Below are 22,329 nucleotides of genomic sequence, written 5' to 3' on the forward strand. Positions count from 1 at the left end.
GCATCACGTGTGATTGGAGGGGCATCACACGTGATTGAGGGGGCATCACACGTGATGGGGACGGGTCAGGGGGTGATTTCGGCCAGGGCCTCCACCAGGTTTTGGATTGCGCCGGTGAAGGCGTGGGCCGGGGTTGCCGCGTAGCCGACGATCAGGCCGCCGGGGGCGTCGGGGGTCATCCAGTGGCCGGCCAGGCCTTCGATGCCGATCGATCGGCGGCGGCAGGCGGCCAGGGCCGTGGCTTCGGAGGGGCCGTCGGGCGGGAGCATCAGCAGCAGGTGCAGGCCCGCCGCGATGCCGTGCGGGCGGACGGAGTCCGGGAGCGCCGCCAGGAGGCGTGCGCGGCGGGAGCGGTACTCCGCGCGGCTGCGGCGGACGTGCCGGTCGTAGGCACCCGAGTCGATCAGCTCGGCCAGGGCCAGCTGGTTCAGCAACGCCGGGCGCGAACCGCTGTCGGCCATGGCCGCGCGGACCGGCTCCACCAGCGACCGCGGCAGCACCAGCCACGCCAGCCGGAGGGCCGGGGCGAGCGTCTTGCTGGCCGTGCCCGCGTACACCACCCGCTCCGGCGCCAAGGCCTGCAACGCCCCGACCTGCTGGCGGTCGAAGCGGAACTCGCCGTCGTAGTCGTCCTCGAGCACGAACGCGCCCGAGCGGGCCAGCTCGGTGCGGCGGTGCGGGGCCAGTGTGACGCCGGTGGGGTACTGGTGCGCCGGGGTGAGGACCACCGCCGGACTGTCCAAAGCGGACACGTCGATGCCGTGCCCGTCGACGTCCACGCCGACGATCCGCGGACCCTGCGCCGCCGCGATCGACCGGTACATCCCCAGCGAGGGGTTCTCGAACGCCAGTTCGCCGACGCCCAGGCCGGACAGCGCCCGCGACACCACCGCGATGGCGTGCGAAAACCCGTGGCACACCACGATCCGTGCCGGGTCGGCGACCACCCCGCGGGCCCGGGCCAGGTAGCCGGCGAGCGTGTCCCGCAGTTCCGGCGCGCCCAGCTCCGACTCGTAGCCGAACGCCGACGCCGGCGTCCGCAGCAGGGCCCGGCGGGTGGCGGTCAGCCACGCCTGCCGCGGGAACGCCGTCAGGTCCGGGCGGCCCGGCCGCAGGTCCCAGCGCGGTGCCGGGTCGCGCGGGGCCTGCCGCGGCGCGGACTGGGGCAGCGATCCCGCCGTCGCCACCCTGGTCGGTGCGCCCTGGGCCGTGTGCAGGTACCCCTCCGCGGCGAGATCGGCGTACACGCGCGTGACCGTGCCGCGGGCGACGCCGAGGTCGTGGGCCAGCGCGCGGGTCGAGGGCACCGCCGCGCCGGGCTGCCACCGGCCGTCCCGGATGGCCGCCCGGATCGCCGCCGCGAGCCCGGTCCGGCCGGACGAGGGCTGCCAGCCGAGGTGGACGTCGAGCCCGGAACTGGACCACGAATCCGTCATGTGACTGGACCATACTCGTGGACCAGTTCGCACTAGCGTGGACGGCATGACCAAGCGAATCGGGCTCGGGGGCGCTCCCGAGCTTTACCAGGCGATGGCGAACCTGCAGGCCGAGGTGAACAAGGCCGGCGCCAACGCGGGGCTCGACCCCAAGCTGCTGGAACTGGTGAAGACCCGCGCGTCGCAGCTCAACGGCTGCGCGTACTGCCTCGACATGCACTCCCGCGACGCGATCGAGCTGGACGAATCGCCGCGGCGGCTGTTCGTGCTCGACGGCTGGCGCGAGACCGACCTGTTCACCGAGCAGGAGCAGGCCGCGCTCGCCCTCACCGAAGCGATGACCAAGCTGCCCGCGACGCAGACCGTGCCCGACGACGTCTACGAGCAGGCCGCGAAGGTGTTCACCGAGGACCAGTACCGCGCGGTCGCGTGGGAGATCATCGCCATCAACAGCTGGAACCGGATGACCATCACCAGCCACACACCGCTGCCGAAGCGGGACGCGTGAGCGCCGCCGCGCTCAGGGCGCTGCACGTCCCCGGCAAGCCCCTCATCCTGCCGAACGCCTGGGACGCCGACACCGCGAAGCTCGTCGAGGCCGCCGGCTTCCCCGCTGTCGCGACCAGCTCGGTCGCCGTGGCGGCCGCGCTCGGGTTCGCCGACGGCGAGCAGGCGCCCGCGGCCGAGATGTTCGCCGCCGCCGCGCGGATCGCGAAGGCGGTCGGCGTCCCGGTGACCGTCGACGCCGAGTCGGGTTACGGCCTCTCCGGCGCCGAACTGGCGGGCCGGCTCCTCGACGCGGGCGCCGTCGGCTGCAACTTCGAGGACACCGACCACGCGACCGGCGACGTCCGGCCGGTCGGCGAGCAGGCGGCCCGGGTCGCCGCCCTGCGCGAGGCGGCGGGCGACGGCTTGGTGATCAACGCCCGGGTCGACTCCTTCCGGGGAGTGGAGCCGAAGGAAGCGCTCGAAGCGGGCATCGCCCGGGCGAAGGCCTACCTCGAAGCGGGCGCCGACTGCGTCTACCCGATCCACCTGCGCACGCCGGAGCTGATCGCGGAGTTCGTGCGGGAAACCGGTGGTGCGGTCAACGTGACCGCGTGGCCGGGCAGCCCGGGCCTGGAAAGCCTCGCCGATCTGGGGGTGGCGAGGATTTCGCTGGGCGGCGGGCTCTGGCAGTACATCCGGAAGCAGCTGGAAACAACCCTCGCCGGCGTCGCGCAGGGCAAGCTGCCGTACTGAAATGGCCGAAGGCCGTCGCGAGGGGATCGGGAACACCCTCGCGACGGCCTTCGGGGTCGTGCCGCCCGTCGGCGGAACTAGTGGGCCACCGCCTTCTCGGCGCCCGCGCCGGTCAGGGAGCGGACCTCCATTTCGGCGTACTTCTTCTCGTCGTGCTCCTTGGACAGGACCGTGCCCAGCCAGCCCAGGAAGAACGCGGCCGGGATCGAGACGATGCCCGGGTTGCTCAGCGGGAACCAGGCGAAGTCCGCGGTCTTGATCATCGACGTCGGCTTGCCCGACACCGCGGGCGAGAAGACGATCAGCACGATCGTGATGGCCAGGCCGCCGTAGATCGACCACAGCGCGCCCTGGGTGTTGAACCGCTTCCAGAACAGCGAGTAGAGGATCGTCGGCAGGTTCGCCGACGCCGCGACCGCGAAGGCCAGCGCGACCAGGAACGCGACGTTCTGCCCGTTGGCCAGGATGCCGCCGCCGATGGCGACGATGCCGATCACCACCGCGGTGATCCGGGCGACCCTGACCTCCGAGTCCGGCGACGTCTTGCCCCGCTTGACGACGTTCGCGTAGACGTCGTGGGCGAAGGACGCCGACGCCGTGATCGTCAGGCCGGCGACCACCGCGAGGATGGTCGCGAAGGCGACCGCGGAGATCAGGCCCAGCAGCACCGGCCCGCCCAGTTCGAGCGCGAGCAGCGGCGCCGCGGAGTTGACCCCACCCGGTGCCTTCTTGATCGTGTCCGGCCCGACGAGCGCACCGGCGCCGTAGCCCAGGACCAGGGTGAACAGGTAGAACACGCCGATCAGGACGATCGCCCAGACCACCGAGCGGCGCGCGTCGCGGGCCGTCGGCACCGTGTAGAAGCGCATCAGGACGTGCGGCAGGCCCGCCGTGCCCAGCACCAGCGCGATGCCGAGGGACAGGAAGTCCAGCTTCGACGTTCCGGTGGCGCCGTACTGCTTGCCCGGGCCGAGCAGCGTCTGCCCGGCCTTGCCCGCCTTGTCGACGGCGGCCTGCAGCAGCTGGGAGAAGTTGAAGCCGTACTTGCCGAGCACCCACAGGGTGATCACGAGCGCGCCGACGATCAGCAGCCCGGCCTTGATGATCTGCACCCAGGTGGTGCCCTTCATGCCGCCGATCAGGACGTAGGCGATCATGATCACGCCGACCACGGCGATCACCAGTGCCTGCGCGCCCTTGCCTTCGACGCCGAGCAGCAGCGCGACGAGACCGCCGGCGCCCGCCATCTGCGCCAGCAGGTAGAAGAACGACACGATCAGCGTCGACGTCGCGGCCGCGGCCCGCACCGGGCGCTGCTTCATCCGGAACGCCAGCACGTCGCCCATGGTGAACTTGCCGGTGTTGCGCAGCAGTTCCGCGACCAGCAGCAGCGCGACGAGCCACGCCACCAGGAAGCCGATGGAGTACAGGAAGCCGTCGTAGCCGTTGATCGCGATCGCGCCGGCGATGCCGAGGAACGACGCGGCCGACAGGTAGTCGCCCGAAATGGCGACACCGTTCTGCGGGCCGGTGAAGGCGCGACCGGCGGCGTAGTAGTCCGACGCCGTCTTGGTGTTGCGGCTGGCCCGGAACACGATCACCAGCGTGATGATCACGAAGAGGGCGAAGATGCCGATGTTGAGGAGCGGGTTGCTGCCCTCAACGCTCGCGGCGAGGGTGGCGGTCATTCGTGCTCCTTCACAGCGCCGTTTTCGATGTCTTCACGGATCTTCTCGGCGACCGGGTCCAGCTTCCGGTTGGCGTACCGGACGTAGAGGCCGGTGATCACGAACGTCGAGACGAACTGCAGCAGGCCGAAGATCAGGCCGATGTTGATATTGCCGAACACCTTCGTGCTCATGAATTCGTGCGCGTAGTCCGCGAGGAGCACGTACAGCAGGTACCAGAGGAGGAACACCGCCGTCATCGGGAAGACGAACCGGCGCAGGCGGCTGCGCAGCTCGCGGAACTCGGTGCTCTCGTGGGCTCGTTCCCAGATGGTCTCTGAGGTCTCCGGGGGCCCGCCGGTGTCCGTCGTGCTCATCGCTGCTGCTCCCTGCGACGCTGCGGAAAGTGACGTGCGCCACCGTAGGGATGTGTGAGGCGTGCGTGAAGGTTCAACGGTTCAACAGCCGGGCCAGACGACGAACGGTTGACGAACGGTCGCGGGGCCGGGTCGAACGGGGTTCGTCGAGGTGGAGGCGCAGCATGGCCGCCGTCGACCAGCCGGGGGGTCTGCCCCGCAGGGAGACCAGCGCCATTACGCCGAACGCCAACGGTACCGACCATGGTGCCGGTTGCTGCACCAGGATCGCCACCCAGCCGTGCAGCGGCGGTCCGGCGAGGGCGAACAGGATCGAGCCGGACGACGCCACCAGCCCGGTCAGCACGCCGGCGATCCCGCCGGTCGCGGTCAGCCTCGGCCACCAGATGCCGAGCACGAGCAGTGGGCAGAACGTCGACGCGGCCACCGTGAAGCCCCACGTGACGAGGACGCCGGCATCGAGCTCGGCCGAGCGCAGCGCCAGCAGCACCATCACCCCGGCGACACCGAACACGGCGATCCGCAGCCGCCGCAGCCCGCCGGGGACGAGGTCGTGCGCGAGCGCGCCGGACATCACCAGCAGCAGGCCGAGCGACGTCGCCAGGAACGCGGCGAACGCGCCCGCGGTCAGCAGCGCCGTGAACAGCCCGCCCGCCCAGCCACTGTCCACTTGGGACGGAAGCGCGACGACCACGGTGTCGGTCGCGCCCGACAGGTACAACCCGGGGACGAGCACGCGGCCGAGCACGCCGTAGACGCCGGGGAAGAGGTAGAAGATGCCCAGCAGCGCGACGGTGATCGCGGCGGTGCGGCGCGCGGCGCGGCCGTCCGGGCTGGTGTGGAAGCGCATCAGGACGTGGGGGAGGCCCATCGTGCCCAGCATGGTCGCGACGAGCACGGCCCAGGTGCCGAGCAGCGGGTAGCCCTGGTCGCCGAGGTCGAGCAGCGGGCGCCGCCAGTCGGGGCCGCCGAGCGCGGCGCCGCCGCGGACCGCGGGGACGGCCGCGCCCGTGCCGAACACGACCTCGTCCTGGCTGTGTGCGGTGAATTCGCCCGGCGGCAGGATCTCGACGACGCCGTTGCGCCGCACCGGGGTCGGCTCGCGGATCTCCATGGTGACGTCGACCTCGAACCGCACCGGTGTCTCGCGGGCGAAGTGGGTGAACTCGACGGGGTTGAGCGCGTCGGTCCGGTTGACCGCGCCGGCCTGCAGCACCAGCCAGATCGCCGGGATGAGGAACAGCAGCAGCTTGAGGACGAACTGGAACGCCTGCACGTACGTCGCCGCGCGCATGCCGCCCAGCGCCAAGGTGATGCTGACCGCGGCGCCGGCCACCACCACGCCGACCCAGTACTGCGTGCCGCCGACCGCGGCGAGCACCAGGCCGGCGGTGCGGAACTGCGGGACGACGTAGATGGTGCCGATCACCAGCACGACGACGGCGGCGAGGCGGCGCAGCGCGGGGGAGTTGAGCCGGGCTTCGGCGAAGTCGGGGACGGTCAGCGCGCCGGACCGCCGCATCGGCGCGGCCACGAGGACGAGCATCGCGATGTAGCCGGCGGTGAAGCCGACCGGATACCACAGCGCCCCGATGCCGTCCTTGACGACGAGCCCGGCGATGCCGAGGAACGACGCCGCCGACAGGTATTCGCCCGAGACGGCGGCCGAGTTCACCAACGGCGAGATCCGGCGGGACGCGACGAGGAAGTCCGACGTCGTGCGCATGGCGGCGACCCCGCGGACGCCGATCAGCAGCGTCACGAGCACGACCGGCGCGACGGCGAGCGCGACGCCCATTATCGCTCCCTGCCGCGCTCAAGCGCCCCAAGGCGGCCTTGGTTGCGTCTGATGCACCGAAGGCCGCCTTGGTTGCGTCTGACGCACCGAAGGCCACATTGGGGCGCTTGGGTCACTGGTCGTCCTCGAGGCGCTCGGCGCGGCGCAGTTGCCAGCGGGCCAGGAGGGCCATCGCGGGGTAGGGGAGGACCGCGAGCATCAGCCAGGACAGGGGAATGTCCAGCAGCCGCACAGTGTCCAGGGCCGGGAAGATCGCGAAGACGCCGGGGAGGCCGAGCAGCAGCACGAACATCAGGACCAGCGCGGGAACGCCGCGGCGGCGCTGGGCCGTGTAGAGGGCGGTGGCGCGCTGGGTGTCGCCCGCGGGGAGCCGGGGCTGGCGCCAGCGGCCGCGCGACCGGCGGCGCGCGTGGGCGAGGCGGGTCTGCGGGCTGGTGACGGCGACCCGGCGGATCTTGCTCATCGCGAATCGGAGCCGAGCTGGCCGCGCTGCGCCGCTTCCAGCAGCCGGTCGCGCAGGTCTCGCGCGTGACGGCGGCTGACCGGGACGTCGCCGGCCTCCGTGTGGGCCAGCAACCCGCCCGCCGAGTCGCTGCGCAGCTCCAGCACCGCTCCCACCGCCAGCAGGAAACCCCGGTGGACCCGGCTGAACCCCGTTCCCTCCCAGTACTCCTCCAGCCGCGAGATCGGCATCCGCACCAGGTGGACCCCGCCGCGGGTGTGCAGGCGGACGTAGTCGCCGTGGGCCTCCACGAACAGGACGTCGTCGCGGCGGACATAGCGCGTCCGCCCGCCCGACTCGACCGGCAGCGCTGCCATCGCGTCCGGGGTCGGCCGGGACGCCGGGGTCGCCATCCGCAGCACCTTCGCCAGCGCCGCCGCCAGCCGTTCGGTGCGGACCGGCTTGAGCAGGTAGTCGACCGCGCCGATGCCGTACGCCGCCACCGCGTGGCCGTCGTGCGCGGTGACGAACACGATCACCGGCGGCTCGCTCAGCTTCGCCAGCAGCGACGCGAGTTCGAGCCCGTCGAGGCCCGGCATCGAGATGTCGAGGAACACCGCGTCGAAGCGGTCGGCTTGAAGCAGCCGCAACGCCTTCAGCGCGTCGGCGGCGCCGACGACTTCGCCGACTTCGGGCGCTTCGCGGAGCATGCGGCAGAGTTCGTCCAGCGCGGGCGGCAGGTCGTCGACGGCCAGCACCCGAAGCCCGGTCACGGCAGCACCCCCGGCTGGAACCGCGGCACCCGCACGATCACCCGGGTGCCCGCGCCGACCTCGGTTTCGACGGTGAGGCCGTACCAGGCGCCGTAGACGTCCCGCAGCCGTCTGTCCACATTGGCCAGTCCGAGCCCGGCCGGGTCGTCCTCGCCGACGCGGCCGGCGAGGAGGTCCGCCGCCCGCTTCGGGTCCATGCCGACCCCGTCGTCCTCGACGAAGATCACGCAGTCGTTCCCTTCCGCCTGGCCGTGCACCTGGACCTGCCCGGTGCCCGACCGCGGCTCGATGCCGTGCCGGATCGCGTTCTCCACCAGTGGCTCCAGCACCAGGTACGGCACCGCGACGGCGAGGATCTCCGGCGCCACCCGCACCTGGACGCGCAGCCGTTCGCCGAGTACCGCCTTCTGCAGCGCCAGGTACGTCTCGATCGCGCGGAACTCCTCGGCGACGACGGTGTACTCGCCGTGGCGAGCCAGGCTGTAGCGGGTGTAGTCGGCGAAGTCGAGCATGAGGTCGCGGGCGCGGTCGGGGTCCGAACGCACCAGCGACGCGATGACCGTCAGTGCGTTGTAGACGAAGTGCGGCGACATCTCCGCCCGCAGCGCGCGCAACTCGGCCTGCGCCGCCTGTTCCGCCGACGCCTCGAGCCGCCCGCGTTCCAGTGCCTGCACGACGAGGTCGGCGGCCTGGGCCGCGACGGCGTCCCGGACGTCCCCGACGACCAGCAGCGCCCCGGCCAGCTCGTCGCGGACGTGCAGCGGCAGCACCAGGACGTCCGGCGCCGAGCCGGGTTCTTCGCTGTGGAGCACGCTGTCGAGCACCGTCGCGACGACCGCGTCCGGCCCGGGCCGCCCCGACCACAGCAGGGAGCCGGACAGGTCGGTGAGGCCGAGCCCCGGGAAGCCGAAGAGCCGGCGCAAGCGGTGCGCGGCGCGGCGGGCGGGCATGCCGGACAGGCCGTCGCGCAGGTCGTCGGTGATGCGGCGGGCGGCGGCGAGCACCGGCAGCGGGTCGGCGCGGGACGCCGGGCGCAGGTGCACGGTCGAGCCTCCCCTCGGCGGCGGTGTCCAGGGCAGTAGATCCTACGGCTACGGGGGCCCGTCCCGGTCGGCCAGCACCTGGGCGTGGCGGCGGAAGCGGCGCCAGGTCCGGTAGTCGTCGATCGACGTCACGGTGCCCAGCAGGCTGGAGTTCGCCGGGTACGGCCGATCGGGCAGCGAAATCCACCCGGTCGTGCGAGTTTCCTTGACTGCCACCGGCACCGGCCGGAACGTCGTCGGGTCGAGACCGTCGCTGTGCCGGACGACCTCGTCGAAGAACCACGCCGACGTGATCAGCGCCAGCACGCCGCGCGACCCCTTGAGTGCGTCCTTCAGCGGCTTCGCCTCCAGCAGCCGGAACGTCTGGTTGATCGCCGGCGCGGTGACGCCGTGGTCGTCGTAGGCGACCTCGCCCGCGTGCAGCGCCATCCGGAGCCGGATCCGGGCCCCGGGATCGTGCGTCCGGTTGTGCCGGTGCAGCGCGACCGCGAGCGCGGCGGGCAGGAACTCGACGAAAAGTCCCTTCGGGATCTCCGGCGGGACGAGGACGAAGACGCCGTCGCCGCAGTCCTCGCGCCGGCAGTGCGCCCACGGGACGCCGGCGTCGTCGAACGCCCGGCAGAGCGCGCGGTACAGCCCTTCGCGCAACGCCAGCCGGTGTGGTGTGGTCCTGGTCTGGTCGCCGTAGCCCTCGACGTCCACGGCGAAGATCGTCCGGTGCAAAGCCGGCCGTTCGTACTTCATCGCACCCTCCCTGCGATCATGCATCTGGAAGTGCAAATGCATGTGCAGATGAGTGTGACGCGGGACACCTGTCCGGCGAAACGGGCGATGCGGTGAGCGGTTCCCCCACCGCGGTAACCGGCAGCCGGTGATCGCCGGAGGTGAGAACGCTGGTCAGGGCCCGGTGAACGGGTGCACACCGCGCACAGGACCCTGACGGACGGCTCAGCAGCTCTGCTTGTAGAAGTACTGCGAGTTGGCGTCCATGTCGGCCTTCGTGATCGAGTGCAGCTCCGCGGTGAGGGTCCGCGTCACCGGCTTGCCCTCGATGGCCGCGACGGCCTGCTGGACGCCCTGGGTGCCGATCGAGGCCGGGTCCTGGGCGATGAGCGCCTGGTACTGGCCGTTCTTGAGGCCCTCGACCTCCGACGGGCTGGCGTCGAAGCCGATCAGGTTGACCGCGCCGACCTTGCCCGCGTTGCGCAGACCGGTCGCCGCGCCCTCGCCGGTGTTCAGGTTGGTCGCGAAGACGCCGATGAGGTCCGGCGTCGACGACAGGGCCGCCGTCACCTTGGCCGCGGCCTGCTCCGGCTCGTTCTGGGTGAACTGGATGCCGATCGACTTCAGGTTCGGGGTGTTCTTCAGCTCGGCCTCGAAGCCCTTGGCGCGCGCGGTGGTCGTGGACGTGCCCGCGATCGTGTCGAGCACCAGCACCGAGCCGCTCTTGCCGTTCGCGAGCTTCCCCATCGTCTGGGCGGCGAGCTTGCCGCCCGCGGCGTTGTCCGACGAGATGGACGACGCCGCCACGCTCGTGTCCTTCAGCGCGGTGTCGACCTCGACGATCTTCGCGCCACGCGCCTTGACCTGCTGGATCGGCGCGAGCATCGCCGTGTCGTCGGTCGGGGCGATCAGCAGTGCCGCCGGCGGGTTCGCGCCGAGCGCGTTGACCAGCTGGGTCTGCAGGGGAGCGTCGAACTTCTGCGGTGCCTGCGTGGTCAGCTCGTAGCCCAGCTTGGTGGCCTCGGCCTCCGCACCGCACTGCAGCGAGATGTAGAACGGCTCGGCCTGCACGCCCGGGATCAGTGCCAGCTTCTTGCCGCCGGTCGGCTGGGCGGAGTCACCGGATCCGGTCTGCCCGACCGTCCCGGAGCCGCACGCGGACAGCAGGGCGGCGGCGGAGACCACGGCACCCATGGCGGTGAGAGTCTTGGTCAGTTTCATAAGCACCTCTTTGTACTTGGGGGGACTCAGCGGGAGTTGCGGCGACGGCGGCGGCGCTGGTCGAACCAGACCGCGGCGACCAGGACCCAGCTGACGATGAACATCTGCCAGAAGTCCTGGACGTGGATGATGGTGAAGCCCTTGCGCAGCACCGCGGGGATGAAGACCCCGATCACCGTGCCGAGGATCGTGCCGACGCCGCCGAAGAGGCTCGTCCCGCCCAGCACGACCGCGGCGATGGCGTTGAGGTTGTCGGTGGTGTGCCCCGAAATGGTGGTCGAGTTGTAGTAGGCCAGCGACAGGAACCCGGCGATCCCGGCCAGGAAGCCGGTCAGCGTGTACACCTTCAGCAGGTGCGCGGTGACACCGATGCCCGCGCGCCGCGAGCCTTCGGCGTTGGAGCCGACCGCGAACGTGTACCGCCCGAACTTCGTCGTCCGCAGCAGCCACGCGCCGATCACGGTGATCACGATCGCCACGATGACCAGGTTGGGCACGACGCCGAAGGACGTGCCGTAGCCGAGGGTCTTGGTGAGCTCCGCCGGCACGGTGCGCAGGTCCGAACCGCCGTTGAGCAGGTAGGCGGTGGCCAGCGCGGCGCCCATCGTGCCGAGCGTGACGATCAGCGCCGGGATCTTGGCCAGCGCGACGAGGGCGCCGTTGATCAGGCCCCAGATCGTGCCGGTGACCACGGCGACGACGAGCCCGACGGCGATCACGCCCCAGCCCGCCTTCGACGCGTCGCCGCCGGACATCGCCTCCATCACCTTGCCCGCGACCATGCCCGAGAGGATCAGCACCGAGCCGACCGAGAGGTCGATGCCGGAGGTGATGATCACGAACGTCATGCCGACCGACAGGATCAGCAGGACCGAGGACTCGATGAACAGCGTCTGGAAGGTGAACAGCGTCGGGAAGCTGTCCGGCGCGATCGCGCTGAACAGGATGACCAGGGCGACCAGGACCAGCCCGATCCAGAACGTGTTGGCCTCGATCAGGCGCTTGCCCAGCGGCCGCTTGCCGAAGCCCGCGTCCGGCGCTTCCTGGATGTCCTTCTGCTCGGGCGTCGAGACACTCATGCCGCCTCCTCCTGCACGAGTGCGCCGGTCATCGCGGCGACGAGGTCTTCGAGCTTCGTGTCCGATCCGGTGAACCGGGCGACGCGCTTGCCGAGCCGCAGCACCTCGACGCGATCGGCGACCGACAGCACCTCGGGCATGTTGTGGCTGATCAGCACGACGGCGATGCCCTTGTCGCGCACCTTTTTGATGACGTCGAGCACGCGTTCGCGCTGCACGACGCCGAGCGCCGCGGTCGGCTCGTCCATGAACACGACCTTCGACGCCCACACGACCGAGCGGGCCACGGCGACGCTCTGGCGCTGGCCGCCGGACAGCGAGCCGATCGGGACGTCGGTGCTCTGCAGCGTCACGCCGAGGCGCTGGAACTCCTCGATCGCCCGGCGCCGCATCTCGTTCTTGTCGAGCATGCCCAGCTTGCCGAGGATGCCCTTGCGGTGGATCTCGCGGCCGAGGAACAGATTGGCCGCCGGGTCGAGTTCGGGTGCGACGGCGAGGTCCTGGTAGACGGTCTCGATACCCAGCCGCCGGGCGGTGGTGGGGGAGTCGAAGTGCGCTTCGGTCCCCTCCAGGAGGATCTTCCCCGACGTCGGCTGTTCCGCGCCGGAGAGGCACTTGACCAGCGTGGACTTGCCGGCGCCGTTGTCGCCGATCAGCGCCGTCACCTCGCCCGCGCGTGCCTGGAACGACGCGCCGCGCAGGGCTTCGACGGACCCGTAGTGCTTGGTCAGGTCGACCGCTTCCAGGAGGATTTCGCTCATCCGTGCCTCTCTTCCGGCGCCGGCGGGCGGCAGCGGATCACCGTCGCCGTGCCGGAGAGCTCGGTCTGGCCGGCGTCGAACGGGACGACGTAGGTGTCGCCCTTCGCCAGCGCGTGCTCGCCGCCGTGCTCGGTCCGGAGGGTGCCTGCGCCGTCGAGGACGACCAGGACCGCGAAGGACGGATCGAGTGACAACGTTGTCGTCTTGTCGGTACGCAACTGTTCGGCTCGGAAGAACCGCTCCGATCCGCCGGCCAGGAGGTCCACGGTGGCCGAGCTGTCGGCCGCCGTGCGCTTGATGATCGTGCCGAGCCGTTCGGCGTCCCAGCCCGTGGTGTCGAGCGCCTCGATGGCGGTGTCGAAGCCGAGGCCGAGGTGGCCCTTCTCCGGCGATGCCAGGAAGTCGCGCCATTCGATGGTGAGCGAGAAGTCGGTCGGCTGCTGCAGTTCGACGACGAACACGCCTTCGCCGATCGCGTGGGGCAGCCCGGCCGGGATGTAGACGGTGTCGCCGGCGGTCACCGGAACGCTGTTCAGCGCGCCCAGCATGGACGGCACGTCCTGCTCGCGCGTCCACTCGGACACCGTCGCCTTCGACAGTGTCTCCTTGAAACCGGGGTAGACGCGCGGGTCGTCGCCGTAGGTGCCGACCACGATCCACGCCTCGGTCTTGCCGAAGTGGGAGTCGAAGTGCCGCTTGGCGAAGGTGTCGTCGGGGTGGAAGTGCACGGGCAGCCGCTGGCCCGCGTCGAGGAGCTTCACCAGCAGCCCGGTCGACGTCCCGAGCGCCTCGACGTGCTTCGCGCCGAGCCAGCCGTTCGCGTTCGCCTCGACGGCGTCGCGCAGCCAGGCGCCGTCCGGGAGGCGGGTGAGGCCGTTGGTCTCCTGGCCGAACATCGTGGTCGCCGAAGCGACCCAGTCCTCCGGGCCGAACTTCTTGTCGGGCGACGCGCCGCGCAGGCCGGCGATGGCGTCGCCGCCGCGGTAGAACTGCGGCGGCTGGTTGGCGGCGAGCCGGATCGGTTCGAGGGTCACGGGGCGACCTCACCGGAACCACGGGCGACGAGATGCACGGGCAGGACTACCTTTCTCGGCGGGGACTGATCTCCTTGGACGCGGGCGAAGAGCAGCTCGGCCGCGGCGTGACCCAGTGCGCTGACGTCGTGCGCGACGACGGTGACCGGCGGGTTCAGCAGGTCCGCCAGCTCGAAGTCGTCGAACCCGACCATCGCCGGGCGGCGCTCGGCGTGCGCGAGGGCGCGCAGGAGGTGCACGGCGATCCGGTTGTTGCCCGCGATCACCGCGGTGGCCGCGTCCGGGCCGTCGAGCAGCCGCTTGACGGCGTTGCCGACCGCGTCCGGCGTCGGTGTTCCCATCGAGACGAGCGCCTCGTCGTAGGTGATCCCGTTGCGCACGCAGCCCTCGCGGAACCCGCGCAGGCGCTCGGCCGCGGTGAAGATGTCCGGGCTGTCGCCGAGGAACGCGATCCGCCGGTGCCCGTGCTGCGCGAGGTGGGTGACGGCTTCGATGGTGCCGCCGAGGTTGTCCACCAGCACGGTGTCGGCCACGATGTCGCCGGCCGGCCGGTCGATGAACACCACCGGCGTGCCCGCGCGCATCTCCGGCACCAGGTAGCCGTGCTGGAGACCGGCCGGGACGACGAGGATGCCGTCCACCCGCCGCGCGCAGAACTCCAGGACGAGCTCGCGCTCGCGGTCGGAGTTCTCCTCGGACGAGCCGGTGAGCACCTGGCGCCCGAACGACGTCGCGATGCGCTCGACCGCGCGGTTCAGCTCGGAGTAGAAGGGGTTGCCGACGTCCTCGACGATCAGCCCGATGGTGCCGGTCGTCGACCCGCGGCGCAGGTTCCGCGCGCCCAGGTTGCGCCGGAACCCCAGCTGCTCGATGGCCGCCATGACCCGCTCGGCGGTGTCGGGGTGCACCGCCGGTTCGTCGTTGACCACGCGCGAGACGGTCTTGATGCTCACGCCCGCCAGGCGGGCCACGTCGCTCATCGTGGCTCGTCTGCTTGCGGTGCGCGTGCTGCCGTCCCGATCCCGGCCGAGAGGAGACAACGTTGTCATAGTGTCGGGGATTGAACTCCCCGACCGGCGCCTTGTCAACGTCTCGTGCGTGGATTGTGCCGATTCGGCTTCGCGATCGGTGGAACGTGCTGTCCGGAAGTGGACAGGTCCTGACGTGTCCCTTGACTGCTTGGTGAGCCACTGCCCAAGGTGGCCCGGCGCGACAAGGTTGTCATGTCACCCGGTTCCGGTCGCGCTGACGAGGTGGAGAGGCGATGGCCATGGCGCGAGCGCGCTTCAGAGCCGACTGTGACATTCCTGGGGGGACGACCCCCCAGACCCCCCGAACCGGCTTCGCCGGTGTGGTGGCCCTGGCCCTGGCGGTGACGGCAGCGGTGGTTCCCGCTGTCCCCGCCGTGGCCGCTACCGGCACCGACTACGCGAAGTGGGTCAACCCCTTCGTGGGCACCAGGCCCGGCGGGGCCGACCACGGCACCGGGGGCGGTGCCGGCAACACGTTCCCGGGTGCGGTCGCGCCGTTCGGCATGGTCCAGTGGAGCCCGGACACGGTGAAATCCCAGCCCGGCGGCTATTTCTACGACGACAACGCCCTGACCGGCTTCAGCCTGACGCACTTGTCGGGCGCGGGCTGTTCGACCTATCAGGACATCCCGTTCATCCCTTACGTCGGTGAAGTGACGACCTCCCCGGCGACCGACCCGGCTCACTACACGTCGAAGTTCTCGCACGCCAACGAACACGCGACGGCCGGCGCCTACGACGTCACCCTCGACAGTGGCGCGAAGGTCGAGCTCAGCGCGACCCAGCGCACCGGCTCGGCGCGGCTGACCTACCCGGCCGGCGCGTCCTCGACGCTGCTGGTCAACACCTCCGGCTCGGTCAACGGCACCGACGACGCCTCCATCACCATCGGCAAGGACACCATCAGCGGCTGGGCCACGAGCGGCCGCTTCTGCGGTGCGCGCAACAGCTACCGCGTCTACTTCTCGGCCAAGTTCGACACGCCGTTCGCTTCCATCGGCACGTGGAAGAACGGCGCCGTCACGCCGAACAAGGCCGCCGAAACCGGCGGGGCCAAGGCGAAGGTCGCGCAGCCCAACGGCGTCGACGCCTCGATCGCGCGCCCGGCCAAGGCGGCGCCGCAGAACACCACCGTCAGCGGCCCGGGCAGCGGCGGGTACGTCACCTTCGCGAACCTCAACGGCGCCCAGGTGAACGTCCAGGTCGGACTGTCCTTCGTGTCCGTCGACGGCGCGAAGGCCAACCTCAAGGCCGAGAACACGAAGAAGTCGTTCGACACGGTGGCCGCGGGCGCGCGGAAGGCGTGGAACGACCAGCTCGGCAAGATCGCCGTGACCGGGGGTTCCGGCGCGGACCTGACGACGTTCTACACGTCGCTGTACCACTCGCTGATCCAGCCGAACGTCTTCTCCGATGTGGACGGTCAGTACCCCGGCTTCGACGGCCGGATCCACCAGGCCGATAAAGGTCACGCGATGTACACCAACTTCTCCGGTTGGGACATCTACCGCTCGGAAGTCCCCCTGCTGGCGACGATCGCGCCGAAGGAGACGTCGGACATCGTCCGGTCGATGATGGCCTACGCCGAGCAGGGCGGCTCGTGGGACCGCTGGACGGTCGCGAACGACTACACCGGCGTCATGAACGGCGACCCGTACCACATCATCGTGGCCGGCGCGTACGCGTTCGGCGCGCGGGACTTCGACGCCCAGAAGGCGTTGCTGCTCATGATCAAGGGCGCCACCCAGCCGACCCAGGGCTACACCGAACGGCCGGGGCTCGACGACTACCAGAAGCTGGGTTACGTGCCGGGTGCCGGTGCGGACACCCTCGAATACACCAGCGCCGACTTCTCCATCGCCCAGTTCGCGAAGCGGCTCGGCGACAGCGCGACGTACACGACGTTCATGAAGCGCGCGCAGAACTGGCAGAACCTCTACAACCCGGGGACCGGCCACCTGCAGCCGCGCAACGCGGACGGCTCGTTCGCCGGCACCTACGACCCCGCCAGTTCGCAGGGCTGGGTCGAGGGCAACGGCGCGCAGTACGAGTGGATGGTGCCCTACGACCTCGGCGGCGTCGTTACGGCGTTCGGCGGGAACACCGCTACCCAGTCCCGGCTGGACACCTTCTTCACCCAGCTGAACGCGGGCACGCAGGAGCCGTACGCCTTCATGGGCAACGAGCCGAACTCCAACGCGCCGTACGTCTACTCGTACGCGGGCGCCCCGGCCAAGACCCAGTCGATCGTGCACCGCTCGATGGACGAGCTGTACAACCCGCGTCCCGAAGGCCTGATCGGCAACGACGACCTCGGCCAGATGTCGGCCTGGTACGTCTGGTCGGCGCTCGGCATCTACCCGGAGATCCCCGGCCGCGCCGAGACGCTGCTCGTCACCCCGCGCTTCTCCCGTGCCGTGCTCACCACCGGCTCGGGCAAGAAGGTGACCATCAACGCGCCAGGCACCGGTGACTACGTGGGCGGCCTGAAGGTCAACGGTGGCGCGGCCGCGAAGGCGTGGCTGCCGGAGGCGCTGATCTCCGGCGGGGGCACGCTCGACTACACGCGGTCCGCCACGGCGACCGCGTGGGGCAGCGCCGCGGCCGACGCGCCGCCGTCGTTCCGCGAGCAGGAGAAGCCCAGCTTGTCCTTTGTGGACCCGGCGCGCGCGGTGACGCCCGCGGGGTCGACGTCTTCGGCGTCGGTCGGGGTCCAGGACCTCTCCGGCACCGCCCGAACCTGGACCTACAGTGCGGGCAGCGTCGATGGGATCACGCTGACCCCGGCGTCGGGCAGCATCGCCGTCCCGGCCGGTGGCAAGGCGCACGCCGACCTGACGGTTTCGGTGCCGGCCGGGCTGGCCGACGGCGCCCGCCGCATTCCGGTGACGTTCTCGTCGCCGGGGGTGGCTTCGTCGCAGGCGGTGCTGACGGTGCTGGTGGCCCAGCCGAACAGCTGGCTCGCCACGGTGAACAACGCCGGCATCTCCCCGGACGCGAACTCCGGTGCGGCCAACTTCGACGGCGGCGGCTGGAGCTACTCGGCCGACGCGCTGGCGGCGGCGGGAGCGACTCCGGGCGGCACGGTCACCAGTGACGGCATCAAGTTCACCTGGCCGTCGTTCCCGGCGGGCGACCCCGACAACGTCGTCGCCGGTGGTCAGACGGTGAACGTCTCGGGTTCCGGACGGCTCGCGCTGCTCGGCTCGGCGTCCAACGGCAACGCGTCCGGCACGCTGACGGTGACCTACACCGACGGCAGCAAGTCGACCGCGACCATCGGGTTCTCCGACTGGACCCTCGGTGGCGGCGGCGCGCAGCCGGCGTTCGGCAACCGCATCGTGCTGTCGACGCCGTACCGCAACGCCGCGGGCAGCGACCCGCAGCAGATCCGCACGATGGTGTTCGGCACCAACCCGATCACCCTCGACGCGGGCAAGACCGTGGCGAGCGTGACGCTGCCGGACAACGTCAACGGCGGCGCCCTGCACGTGTTCGCGATCGGCATCGGCGCGTAAGTGGTTGTTCGTGAAGGCCACCTTGAGGAAGTTTAAGTTCCTGAAGGTGGCCTTCACGGCTTTTCCCCAGGGAGGAAAGCTGTGAAGAGCAAGGTTTTGGCGGGCGCGCTGGCGCTCGCCGTGGTGGCGACGGGGGTGAGCCCCGTCGTGGCCCAGGCATCCGGCGGCGATGCTCTCGACGCCGTCAACACGTTCATCGGCACGCAGGACGAGGGCAACACGTTCCCGGGCGCCTCGGCGCCGTTCGGGATGACGCAGGTCAGCCCGATCACCTCGCACTACGCCGGCTACCGCTACACCGACACCGCGATCCGCGGCTTCGGGCACTTCTTCCTGTCCGGCGCGGGCTGCTGGGAGCAGGGCGGGCTGGTCTCGACGTTGCCGACGACCGGGGAAGTGGGGCCGGGCAAGGCGTTCGACACGGCGAACCCGGCCACCTTCGACCAGAAGCAGTACGCCTCGCCGTTCACCCACGACGGCGAAGTCGGCAAGCCCGGCTACTACAAGGTTCATCTGACCGGCTACGGCGGCGTCGACGTCGAGACGACCGCGGCGACACGGGCCGGGGTCGAGCGGTACACCTTCACGAAGCCGGGTGACGCCAACGTCTTCGTCAACGTCGGGCAGGCCAACGACAAGGAACCGGTGACGGGCAGCAGCATCCGCGTCGTCGACGACCGGACGGTCGAGGGAACCGTGGAGTCGCAGGCGTTCTGCGGCGGCAAGGCGTACACGACGTACTTCACGACGAAGTTCGACAAGCCGTTCAAGACGTTCGGCACGTGGTCGCCGACCGGCGGCACACCGGGCTCACGCTCGTCCGAAGGCGGTGCGGGCCTGCGCGGCGCTTGGCTGACGTTCGGTGGCGGGCAGGTGACCGCGACCACGGCGATCTCCCAGGTCGACGCCACCGGCGCCCGGGGCAACCTGGCCTCGGAGCGTATCCGGTCGTTCGACGCGGCCAAGGACGCCGTCCAGCGCACCTGGCGGCGTGAGCTGTCCTCTGTGGACATCAAGGGCGGCACGCCGGACGACCGCACGGTCTTCTCCACCTCGCTCTACCACGCGCTGCTGCAGCCGCTGACGGCCAACGACGCCGACGGCCGCTACTACGGCTTCGACAAGAAGATCCACCGGGCGATCGGCTGGACGTACTACGACTTCTTCTCGCTTTGGGACACCTACCGCACGCAGAACCAGCTCCTGGCGCTGCTGCGGCCCAGCCGCGCGAAGGACATCGCGAAGAGCATCCTGGCCATCCACGACCAAGGCGGCTGGCTGCCGCGGTGGGCGTACGCGAGCCAGGAGACGAACACGATGACCGGCGACCCGGTCACGCCGTTCCTGGTCGACCTCTGGCGCTTCGGCGCGTTGTCGGGCGAGGAGATGCACGCCTACCAGGCGCTGCTGCAGAACTCGCGCGAGATTCCGCCCGCCGCGTCGCCGTTCCAGGGACGCTCGGGCAACGCGAGCTACCAGAAGGACGGGTTCGTCCAGTACGACCCGGATTTCCCGAAGAAGGGGCAGGACACCGATCCGAACCACGGCGCGTCGGCCACCCTGGAGTACGCGCTCGGTGACTGTTCGCTGTCGGTCATGGCGGCCGCGCTCGGCAAGAAGGACGACGCGGCGGCCCTGGCCGCGAAGGGCCGGACCTACCGGACGTTGTGGGACGAAACGCAGACCGACCGCGGGTTCACCGGCTTCTTCCGGCCGAAGGTCCTCGGCGGGGCGTGGTTCTCGCCCGCCGACAAGCCCTACAGCCCGCAGAGCCAGGACGGCTTCCACGAGGGCACGGCCTGGCAGTACCAGTGGCTGGTCCAGCAGGACATCCCCGGTCTGGTGCGGCGGATGGGCGGCCCGGCGGCCACCGGCAAGCGCCTCGACGACTTCTTCGCCTACGACGAACTGGTGAAGAACCCGGCGACGGCGGTGCGCGAGAACTGGGTCGTCGGCCCGTATGACTACTACGACCAGTTCCGCTACAACCCCAACAACGAGCCGGACCTGCACTCGCCGTGGATGTACGCGCTCACCGGGCAGCCGTCGAAGACGTCGACGGTCGTGCGGGCGGCGCACACGCTGTTCACCAACGCGCCCAACGGCGTCACCGGGAACGACGACCTGGGCACCATGTCGGCCTGGTACGTCTTCAGCGCTCTCGGTCTCTATCCCGCCGTCCCGGGGACTGGGAACTTCGTGCTCAACGCTCCGCGTTTCGCGAAATCCGTCCTGCACCTGGAGAACGGGCGGGACGTCACGATCAAGGCGCCGGGCGCGGACGGCTCGAAGGTGCAGTACGTCTCGGATCTGGAGGTCGGCTCGAAGCCGAGTGACCGCGTGTACGTGAACGTGGACCAGCTGAAACGCGGCACGACACTCGATTTCGCACTCACCGCCGACGCCACGGCGAAGTGGGGGACGTCACCTTCGTCCGCCCCGATTTCGCCCTGCGCGGAGTAGTCAACACGCGCTCACGGCCGTGGTTCAGACCACAATGGACCACGGCCGTGAGCATCGTCACGGGCCCCGGTGTTCCCGTGAGGGCCGTCACGCCTCACACTGGGTATCAGCACGTCCGACAGCGCCGTTGACGTCCACAGGCAGTCCGCCGTGGACGGTGCAGTCGGACGTTTGTCATGTCACGAACCAACGTGGTGAGACCCCACAGGAGGAAGAAGTGTCCAGCAAGGCCGCTCTAGTGTTCCGCGTGGCCGCGGTAGCCGAAGCCCTCTCCTGGGCCGGGCTGCTGGTCGGGATGTTCCTCAAGTACGTCGTCCACTCCTCTCACGAGGGCGGCGTCCCCGTCCTCGGCATGGTGCACGGCGTGATCTTCGTCCTCTACCTGGTCGTCTCCCTGTCCGTGGCGAAGCCGCTCGGCTGGCGCCCGAAGACGCTGGTCCTCGCGCTGCTCGCGAGCATCCCGCCGCTGTTCACGTGGCTGTTCGAGAAGTGGGCGCTGCGCAACGGCAAGCTCGACGGCCCGCAGCGGCTGTCCCACGGTGGAGTCGGCCTGTTCCAGGTCAAGGAACCCGTCGCCGCCTGATCCCGGAATGTGAGAAAGGGCCCGCACTTTCGAGTGCGGGCCCTTTCTGCTGTCGAGCGCTTACTCGCTGAAGTCCCCGGCGGCGCGGCGGACCTTGGTCAGCAGGTCCGTCAGCTGCTCGGTCTGCCGCTCGGTCAGCCCGCTGAGCCCGAAGTCGATGGCGGTGACGGCTTCGGTCGCGGCCTCGCGGCGTTTGCGGCCCTCGTCGGTGATCTCGACCAGCGTCGTGCGGCGATCGGTCGGGTGCGGGACCCGCTTGACGAGCCCGTCGCGCTCCAGCCGGTCCACTATGTTGGTGACACTGGTGGGGTGCAGCTGGAGCCGCTCGCCCATCACCCGCATCGGCAGGCTGGCGCTGCGGGCGAAGGTGAGCAGCACCAGCGCTTCGTACCGGGCGAAGGTCAAGCCGTGCGGCTTGAGCGCGCCGTCCACCGCGGACTGGATGATCTGCTGGACCCGCATCACCCCGGTCACCGCGGCCATGGTCCCGGAGGGCCCGATCCGGTCCTCCCAGATCCGGGCCGCGCGGGCGATCGGGTCGAACGGCAGCGGACGGTTCATGACACGCGAAGTTACCAGCGGGTACCGGCGGGTGTCGCACGACTGGCGGAAATGACCACCGAAGAAGGGACTTCCGAGCATGATCGTCGCGTTCAGCGTGAGCCCGTCCGGCGGAGAACCGGACGGCGGGGTGAGCGAAGCCGTGGCCCGCGCGGTGAAGGTGGTCCGCGAGTCCGGCCTGCCCAATTCCACCAACGCGATGTTCACCAACATCGAGGGTGAGTCCTGGGACGAGGTCATGGACGTCGTCAAGCGCGCGGTCGAGGCCGCGGGTGCGGGCTCGGCCCGGGTCGGCCTGGTCTTGAAGGCGGACATCCGGCCGGGCTTCTCCGGCCAGCTCGAAGCCAAGGTGGACCGGATCGAGGCCCATCTCCGTGACGCCTGAGTCCCCAGCGCCCCAATGTGGCCTTCGGTGCGTCAGACGCACCCAAGGCGGCCTTCGGTGCGTCTGACCCGGATCCACCGGTGAATGTGCTGGCCGGGGGTATGTCGTAAACGGGCAGATGCCCTCTGACCTGGGATGATTGTTCTTGTCTAGGGAACAAACAGACCTTAAGTGAGAGGGCATCTGCTGGAT

20 protein-coding genes are annotated in these 22,329 nt (G+C 70.3%); 6 read left to right on the forward strand and 14 right to left on the reverse strand.

The window, feature by feature from the left end; translation table 11 throughout:
• Window positions 1–65: 65 nt before the first annotated feature.
• Complete coding sequence (locus ACLJQF_RS44270) at window positions 66–1,436, reverse strand: PLP-dependent aminotransferase family protein (RefSeq protein WP_410616318.1); 1,371 nt, start codon at window positions 1,434–1,436, stop codon at window positions 66–68.
• Between the two features lie 46 nt (window positions 1,437–1,482).
• On the opposite strand from ACLJQF_RS44270, the gene ACLJQF_RS44275 reads away from it, so the two are divergent.
• A complete protein-coding gene (locus ACLJQF_RS44275) occupies window positions 1,483–1,944 on the forward strand; it encodes a carboxymuconolactone decarboxylase family protein (RefSeq protein WP_410616319.1) in 462 nt (153 codons plus the stop codon).
• Window positions 1,941–2,678, forward strand: a complete 738-nt coding sequence (locus ACLJQF_RS44280) for an isocitrate lyase/phosphoenolpyruvate mutase family protein (RefSeq protein WP_410616320.1) — start codon at window positions 1,941–1,943, stop codon at window positions 2,676–2,678. Before ACLJQF_RS44275 ends, ACLJQF_RS44280 begins: the two co-directional genes overlap by 4 nt.
• Window positions 2,679–2,755: 77 nt before the next feature.
• Here the strand turns inward: ACLJQF_RS44280 and ACLJQF_RS44285 are convergent, their stop codons facing one another.
• The 12 genes from ACLJQF_RS44285 to ACLJQF_RS44340 form a co-directional block, all read right to left on the reverse strand.
• Complete coding sequence (locus tag ACLJQF_RS44285; protein WP_410616321.1) at window positions 2,756–4,366, reverse strand: cation acetate symporter; 1,611 nt, start codon at window positions 4,364–4,366, stop codon at window positions 2,756–2,758.
• Entirely contained in the window at window positions 4,363–4,722 is a 360-nt protein-coding gene (locus ACLJQF_RS44290; RefSeq protein ID WP_410616322.1) for a DUF485 domain-containing protein, read from the reverse strand. Before ACLJQF_RS44290 ends, ACLJQF_RS44285 begins: the two co-directional genes overlap by 4 nt.
• Before the next feature lie 73 nt (window positions 4,723–4,795).
• A complete protein-coding gene (locus tag ACLJQF_RS44295; protein ID WP_410616323.1) occupies window positions 4,796–6,520 on the reverse strand; it encodes a cation acetate symporter in 1,725 nt (574 codons plus the stop codon).
• A gap of 112 nt (window positions 6,521–6,632) precedes the next feature.
• Window positions 6,633–6,983: a hypothetical protein gene (locus tag ACLJQF_RS44300; protein WP_410616324.1), complete on the reverse strand. Its 351-nt coding sequence runs from the start codon at window positions 6,981–6,983 to the stop codon at window positions 6,633–6,635.
• A complete protein-coding gene (locus ACLJQF_RS44305; protein WP_410616325.1) occupies window positions 6,980–7,735 on the reverse strand; it encodes a LytR/AlgR family response regulator transcription factor in 756 nt (251 codons plus the stop codon). Before ACLJQF_RS44305 ends, ACLJQF_RS44300 begins: the two co-directional genes overlap by 4 nt.
• Window positions 7,732–8,778 carry a sensor histidine kinase gene (locus ACLJQF_RS44310; RefSeq protein ID WP_410616326.1) on the reverse strand — a complete coding sequence of 349 codons (1,047 nt, stop codon included), beginning with the start codon at window positions 8,776–8,778 and terminating at the stop codon, window positions 7,732–7,734. Before ACLJQF_RS44310 ends, ACLJQF_RS44305 begins: the two co-directional genes overlap by 4 nt.
• A gap of 48 nt (window positions 8,779–8,826) precedes the next feature.
• On the reverse strand, window positions 8,827–9,522 hold the full coding sequence (locus tag ACLJQF_RS44315) for a hypothetical protein (RefSeq protein ID WP_410616327.1): 696 nt from the start codon (window positions 9,520–9,522) through the stop codon (window positions 8,827–8,829).
• Window positions 9,523–9,726: 204 nt separating this feature from the next.
• Window positions 9,727–10,722, reverse strand: coding sequence for an ABC transporter substrate-binding protein (locus ACLJQF_RS44320; protein ID WP_410616328.1), 996 nt, complete (start codon window positions 10,720–10,722; stop codon window positions 9,727–9,729).
• Window positions 10,723–10,748: 26 nt separating this feature from the next.
• Window positions 10,749–11,801 carry an ABC transporter permease gene (locus ACLJQF_RS44325; RefSeq protein WP_410616329.1) on the reverse strand — a complete coding sequence of 351 codons (1,053 nt, stop codon included), beginning with the start codon at window positions 11,799–11,801 and terminating at the stop codon, window positions 10,749–10,751.
• Complete coding sequence (locus ACLJQF_RS44330; RefSeq protein WP_410616330.1) at window positions 11,798–12,562, reverse strand: ATP-binding cassette domain-containing protein; 765 nt, start codon at window positions 12,560–12,562, stop codon at window positions 11,798–11,800. Before ACLJQF_RS44330 ends, ACLJQF_RS44325 begins: the two co-directional genes overlap by 4 nt.
• Entirely contained in the window at window positions 12,559–13,596 is a 1,038-nt protein-coding gene (locus tag ACLJQF_RS44335) for a class I mannose-6-phosphate isomerase (protein ID WP_410616331.1), read from the reverse strand. Before ACLJQF_RS44335 ends, ACLJQF_RS44330 begins: the two co-directional genes overlap by 4 nt.
• On the reverse strand, window positions 13,593–14,576 hold the full coding sequence (locus ACLJQF_RS44340) for a LacI family DNA-binding transcriptional regulator (RefSeq protein WP_410616332.1): 984 nt from the start codon (window positions 14,574–14,576) through the stop codon (window positions 13,593–13,595). The genes ACLJQF_RS44335 and ACLJQF_RS44340 overlap by 4 nt, the downstream gene beginning before the upstream one ends.
• A gap of 371 nt (window positions 14,577–14,947) precedes the next feature.
• Between ACLJQF_RS44340 and ACLJQF_RS44345 the strand changes: the two genes are divergently transcribed.
• From ACLJQF_RS44345 to ACLJQF_RS44355, 3 genes are all read left to right on the forward strand, one after another.
• Window positions 14,948–18,145: a GH92 family glycosyl hydrolase gene (locus tag ACLJQF_RS44345; protein WP_410616333.1), complete on the forward strand. Its 3,198-nt coding sequence runs from the start codon at window positions 14,948–14,950 to the stop codon at window positions 18,143–18,145.
• Between the two features lie 81 nt (window positions 18,146–18,226).
• On the forward strand, window positions 18,227–20,608 hold the full coding sequence (locus tag ACLJQF_RS44350; protein WP_410616334.1) for a GH92 family glycosyl hydrolase: 2,382 nt from the start codon (window positions 18,227–18,229) through the stop codon (window positions 20,606–20,608).
• A gap of 217 nt (window positions 20,609–20,825) precedes the next feature.
• Entirely contained in the window at window positions 20,826–21,191 is a 366-nt protein-coding gene (locus ACLJQF_RS44355) for a DUF3817 domain-containing protein (RefSeq protein WP_093950657.1), read from the forward strand.
• 60 nt (window positions 21,192–21,251) lie between these two features.
• On the opposite strand, the gene ACLJQF_RS44360 is transcribed toward ACLJQF_RS44355, so the two are convergent.
• Complete coding sequence (locus ACLJQF_RS44360) at window positions 21,252–21,752, reverse strand: MarR family winged helix-turn-helix transcriptional regulator (protein WP_004562932.1); 501 nt, start codon at window positions 21,750–21,752, stop codon at window positions 21,252–21,254.
• A gap of 79 nt (window positions 21,753–21,831) precedes the next feature.
• Between ACLJQF_RS44360 and ACLJQF_RS44365 the strand changes: the two genes are divergently transcribed.
• Entirely contained in the window at window positions 21,832–22,137 is a 306-nt protein-coding gene (locus tag ACLJQF_RS44365; protein ID WP_410616335.1) for an MTH1187 family thiamine-binding protein, read from the forward strand.
• Window positions 22,138–22,329: the final 192 nt, after the last annotated feature.

Origin of the sequence: Amycolatopsis sp. lyj-109 (assembly GCF_046548995.1) — a bacterium.
In the GTDB taxonomy this organism is placed as follows: Bacteria; Actinomycetota; Actinomycetes; order Mycobacteriales; family Pseudonocardiaceae; genus Amycolatopsis.

Bases quoted from the DNA above. Each gene is read 5' to 3' on its own strand.
- ACLJQF_RS44270 (WP_410616318.1), bottom strand. From the start codon at position 1,436: ATGACGGATTCGTGGTCCAGTTCCGGGCTCGACGTCCACCTCGGCTGG.
- ACLJQF_RS44365 (WP_410616335.1), top strand. From the start codon at position 21,832: ATGATCGTCGCGTTCAGCGTGAGCCCGTCCGGCGGAGAACCGGACGGC.
- ACLJQF_RS44330 (WP_410616330.1), bottom strand. From the start codon at position 12,562: ATGAGCGAAATCCTCCTGGAAGCGGTCGACCTGACCAAGCACTACGGG.
- ACLJQF_RS44325 (WP_410616329.1), bottom strand. From the start codon at position 11,801: ATGAGTGTCTCGACGCCCGAGCAGAAGGACATCCAGGAAGCGCCGGAC.
- ACLJQF_RS44315 (WP_410616327.1), bottom strand. From the start codon at position 9,522: ATGAAGTACGAACGGCCGGCTTTGCACCGGACGATCTTCGCCGTGGAC.
- ACLJQF_RS44295 (WP_410616323.1), bottom strand. From the start codon at position 6,520: ATGGGCGTCGCGCTCGCCGTCGCGCCGGTCGTGCTCGTGACGCTGCTG.
- ACLJQF_RS44300 (WP_410616324.1), bottom strand. From the start codon at position 6,983: ATGAGCAAGATCCGCCGGGTCGCCGTCACCAGCCCGCAGACCCGCCTC.
- ACLJQF_RS44285 (WP_410616321.1), bottom strand. From the start codon at position 4,366: ATGACCGCCACCCTCGCCGCGAGCGTTGAGGGCAGCAACCCGCTCCTC.
- ACLJQF_RS44340 (WP_410616332.1), bottom strand. From the start codon at position 14,576: ATGAGCGACGTGGCCCGCCTGGCGGGCGTGAGCATCAAGACCGTCTCG.
- ACLJQF_RS44320 (WP_410616328.1), bottom strand. From the start codon at position 10,722: ATGAAACTGACCAAGACTCTCACCGCCATGGGTGCCGTGGTCTCCGCC.
- ACLJQF_RS44290 (WP_410616322.1), bottom strand. From the start codon at position 4,722: ATGAGCACGACGGACACCGGCGGGCCCCCGGAGACCTCAGAGACCATC.
- ACLJQF_RS44360 (WP_004562932.1), bottom strand. From the start codon at position 21,752: ATGAACCGTCCGCTGCCGTTCGACCCGATCGCCCGCGCGGCCCGGATC.
- ACLJQF_RS44275 (WP_410616319.1), top strand. From the start codon at position 1,483: ATGACCAAGCGAATCGGGCTCGGGGGCGCTCCCGAGCTTTACCAGGCG.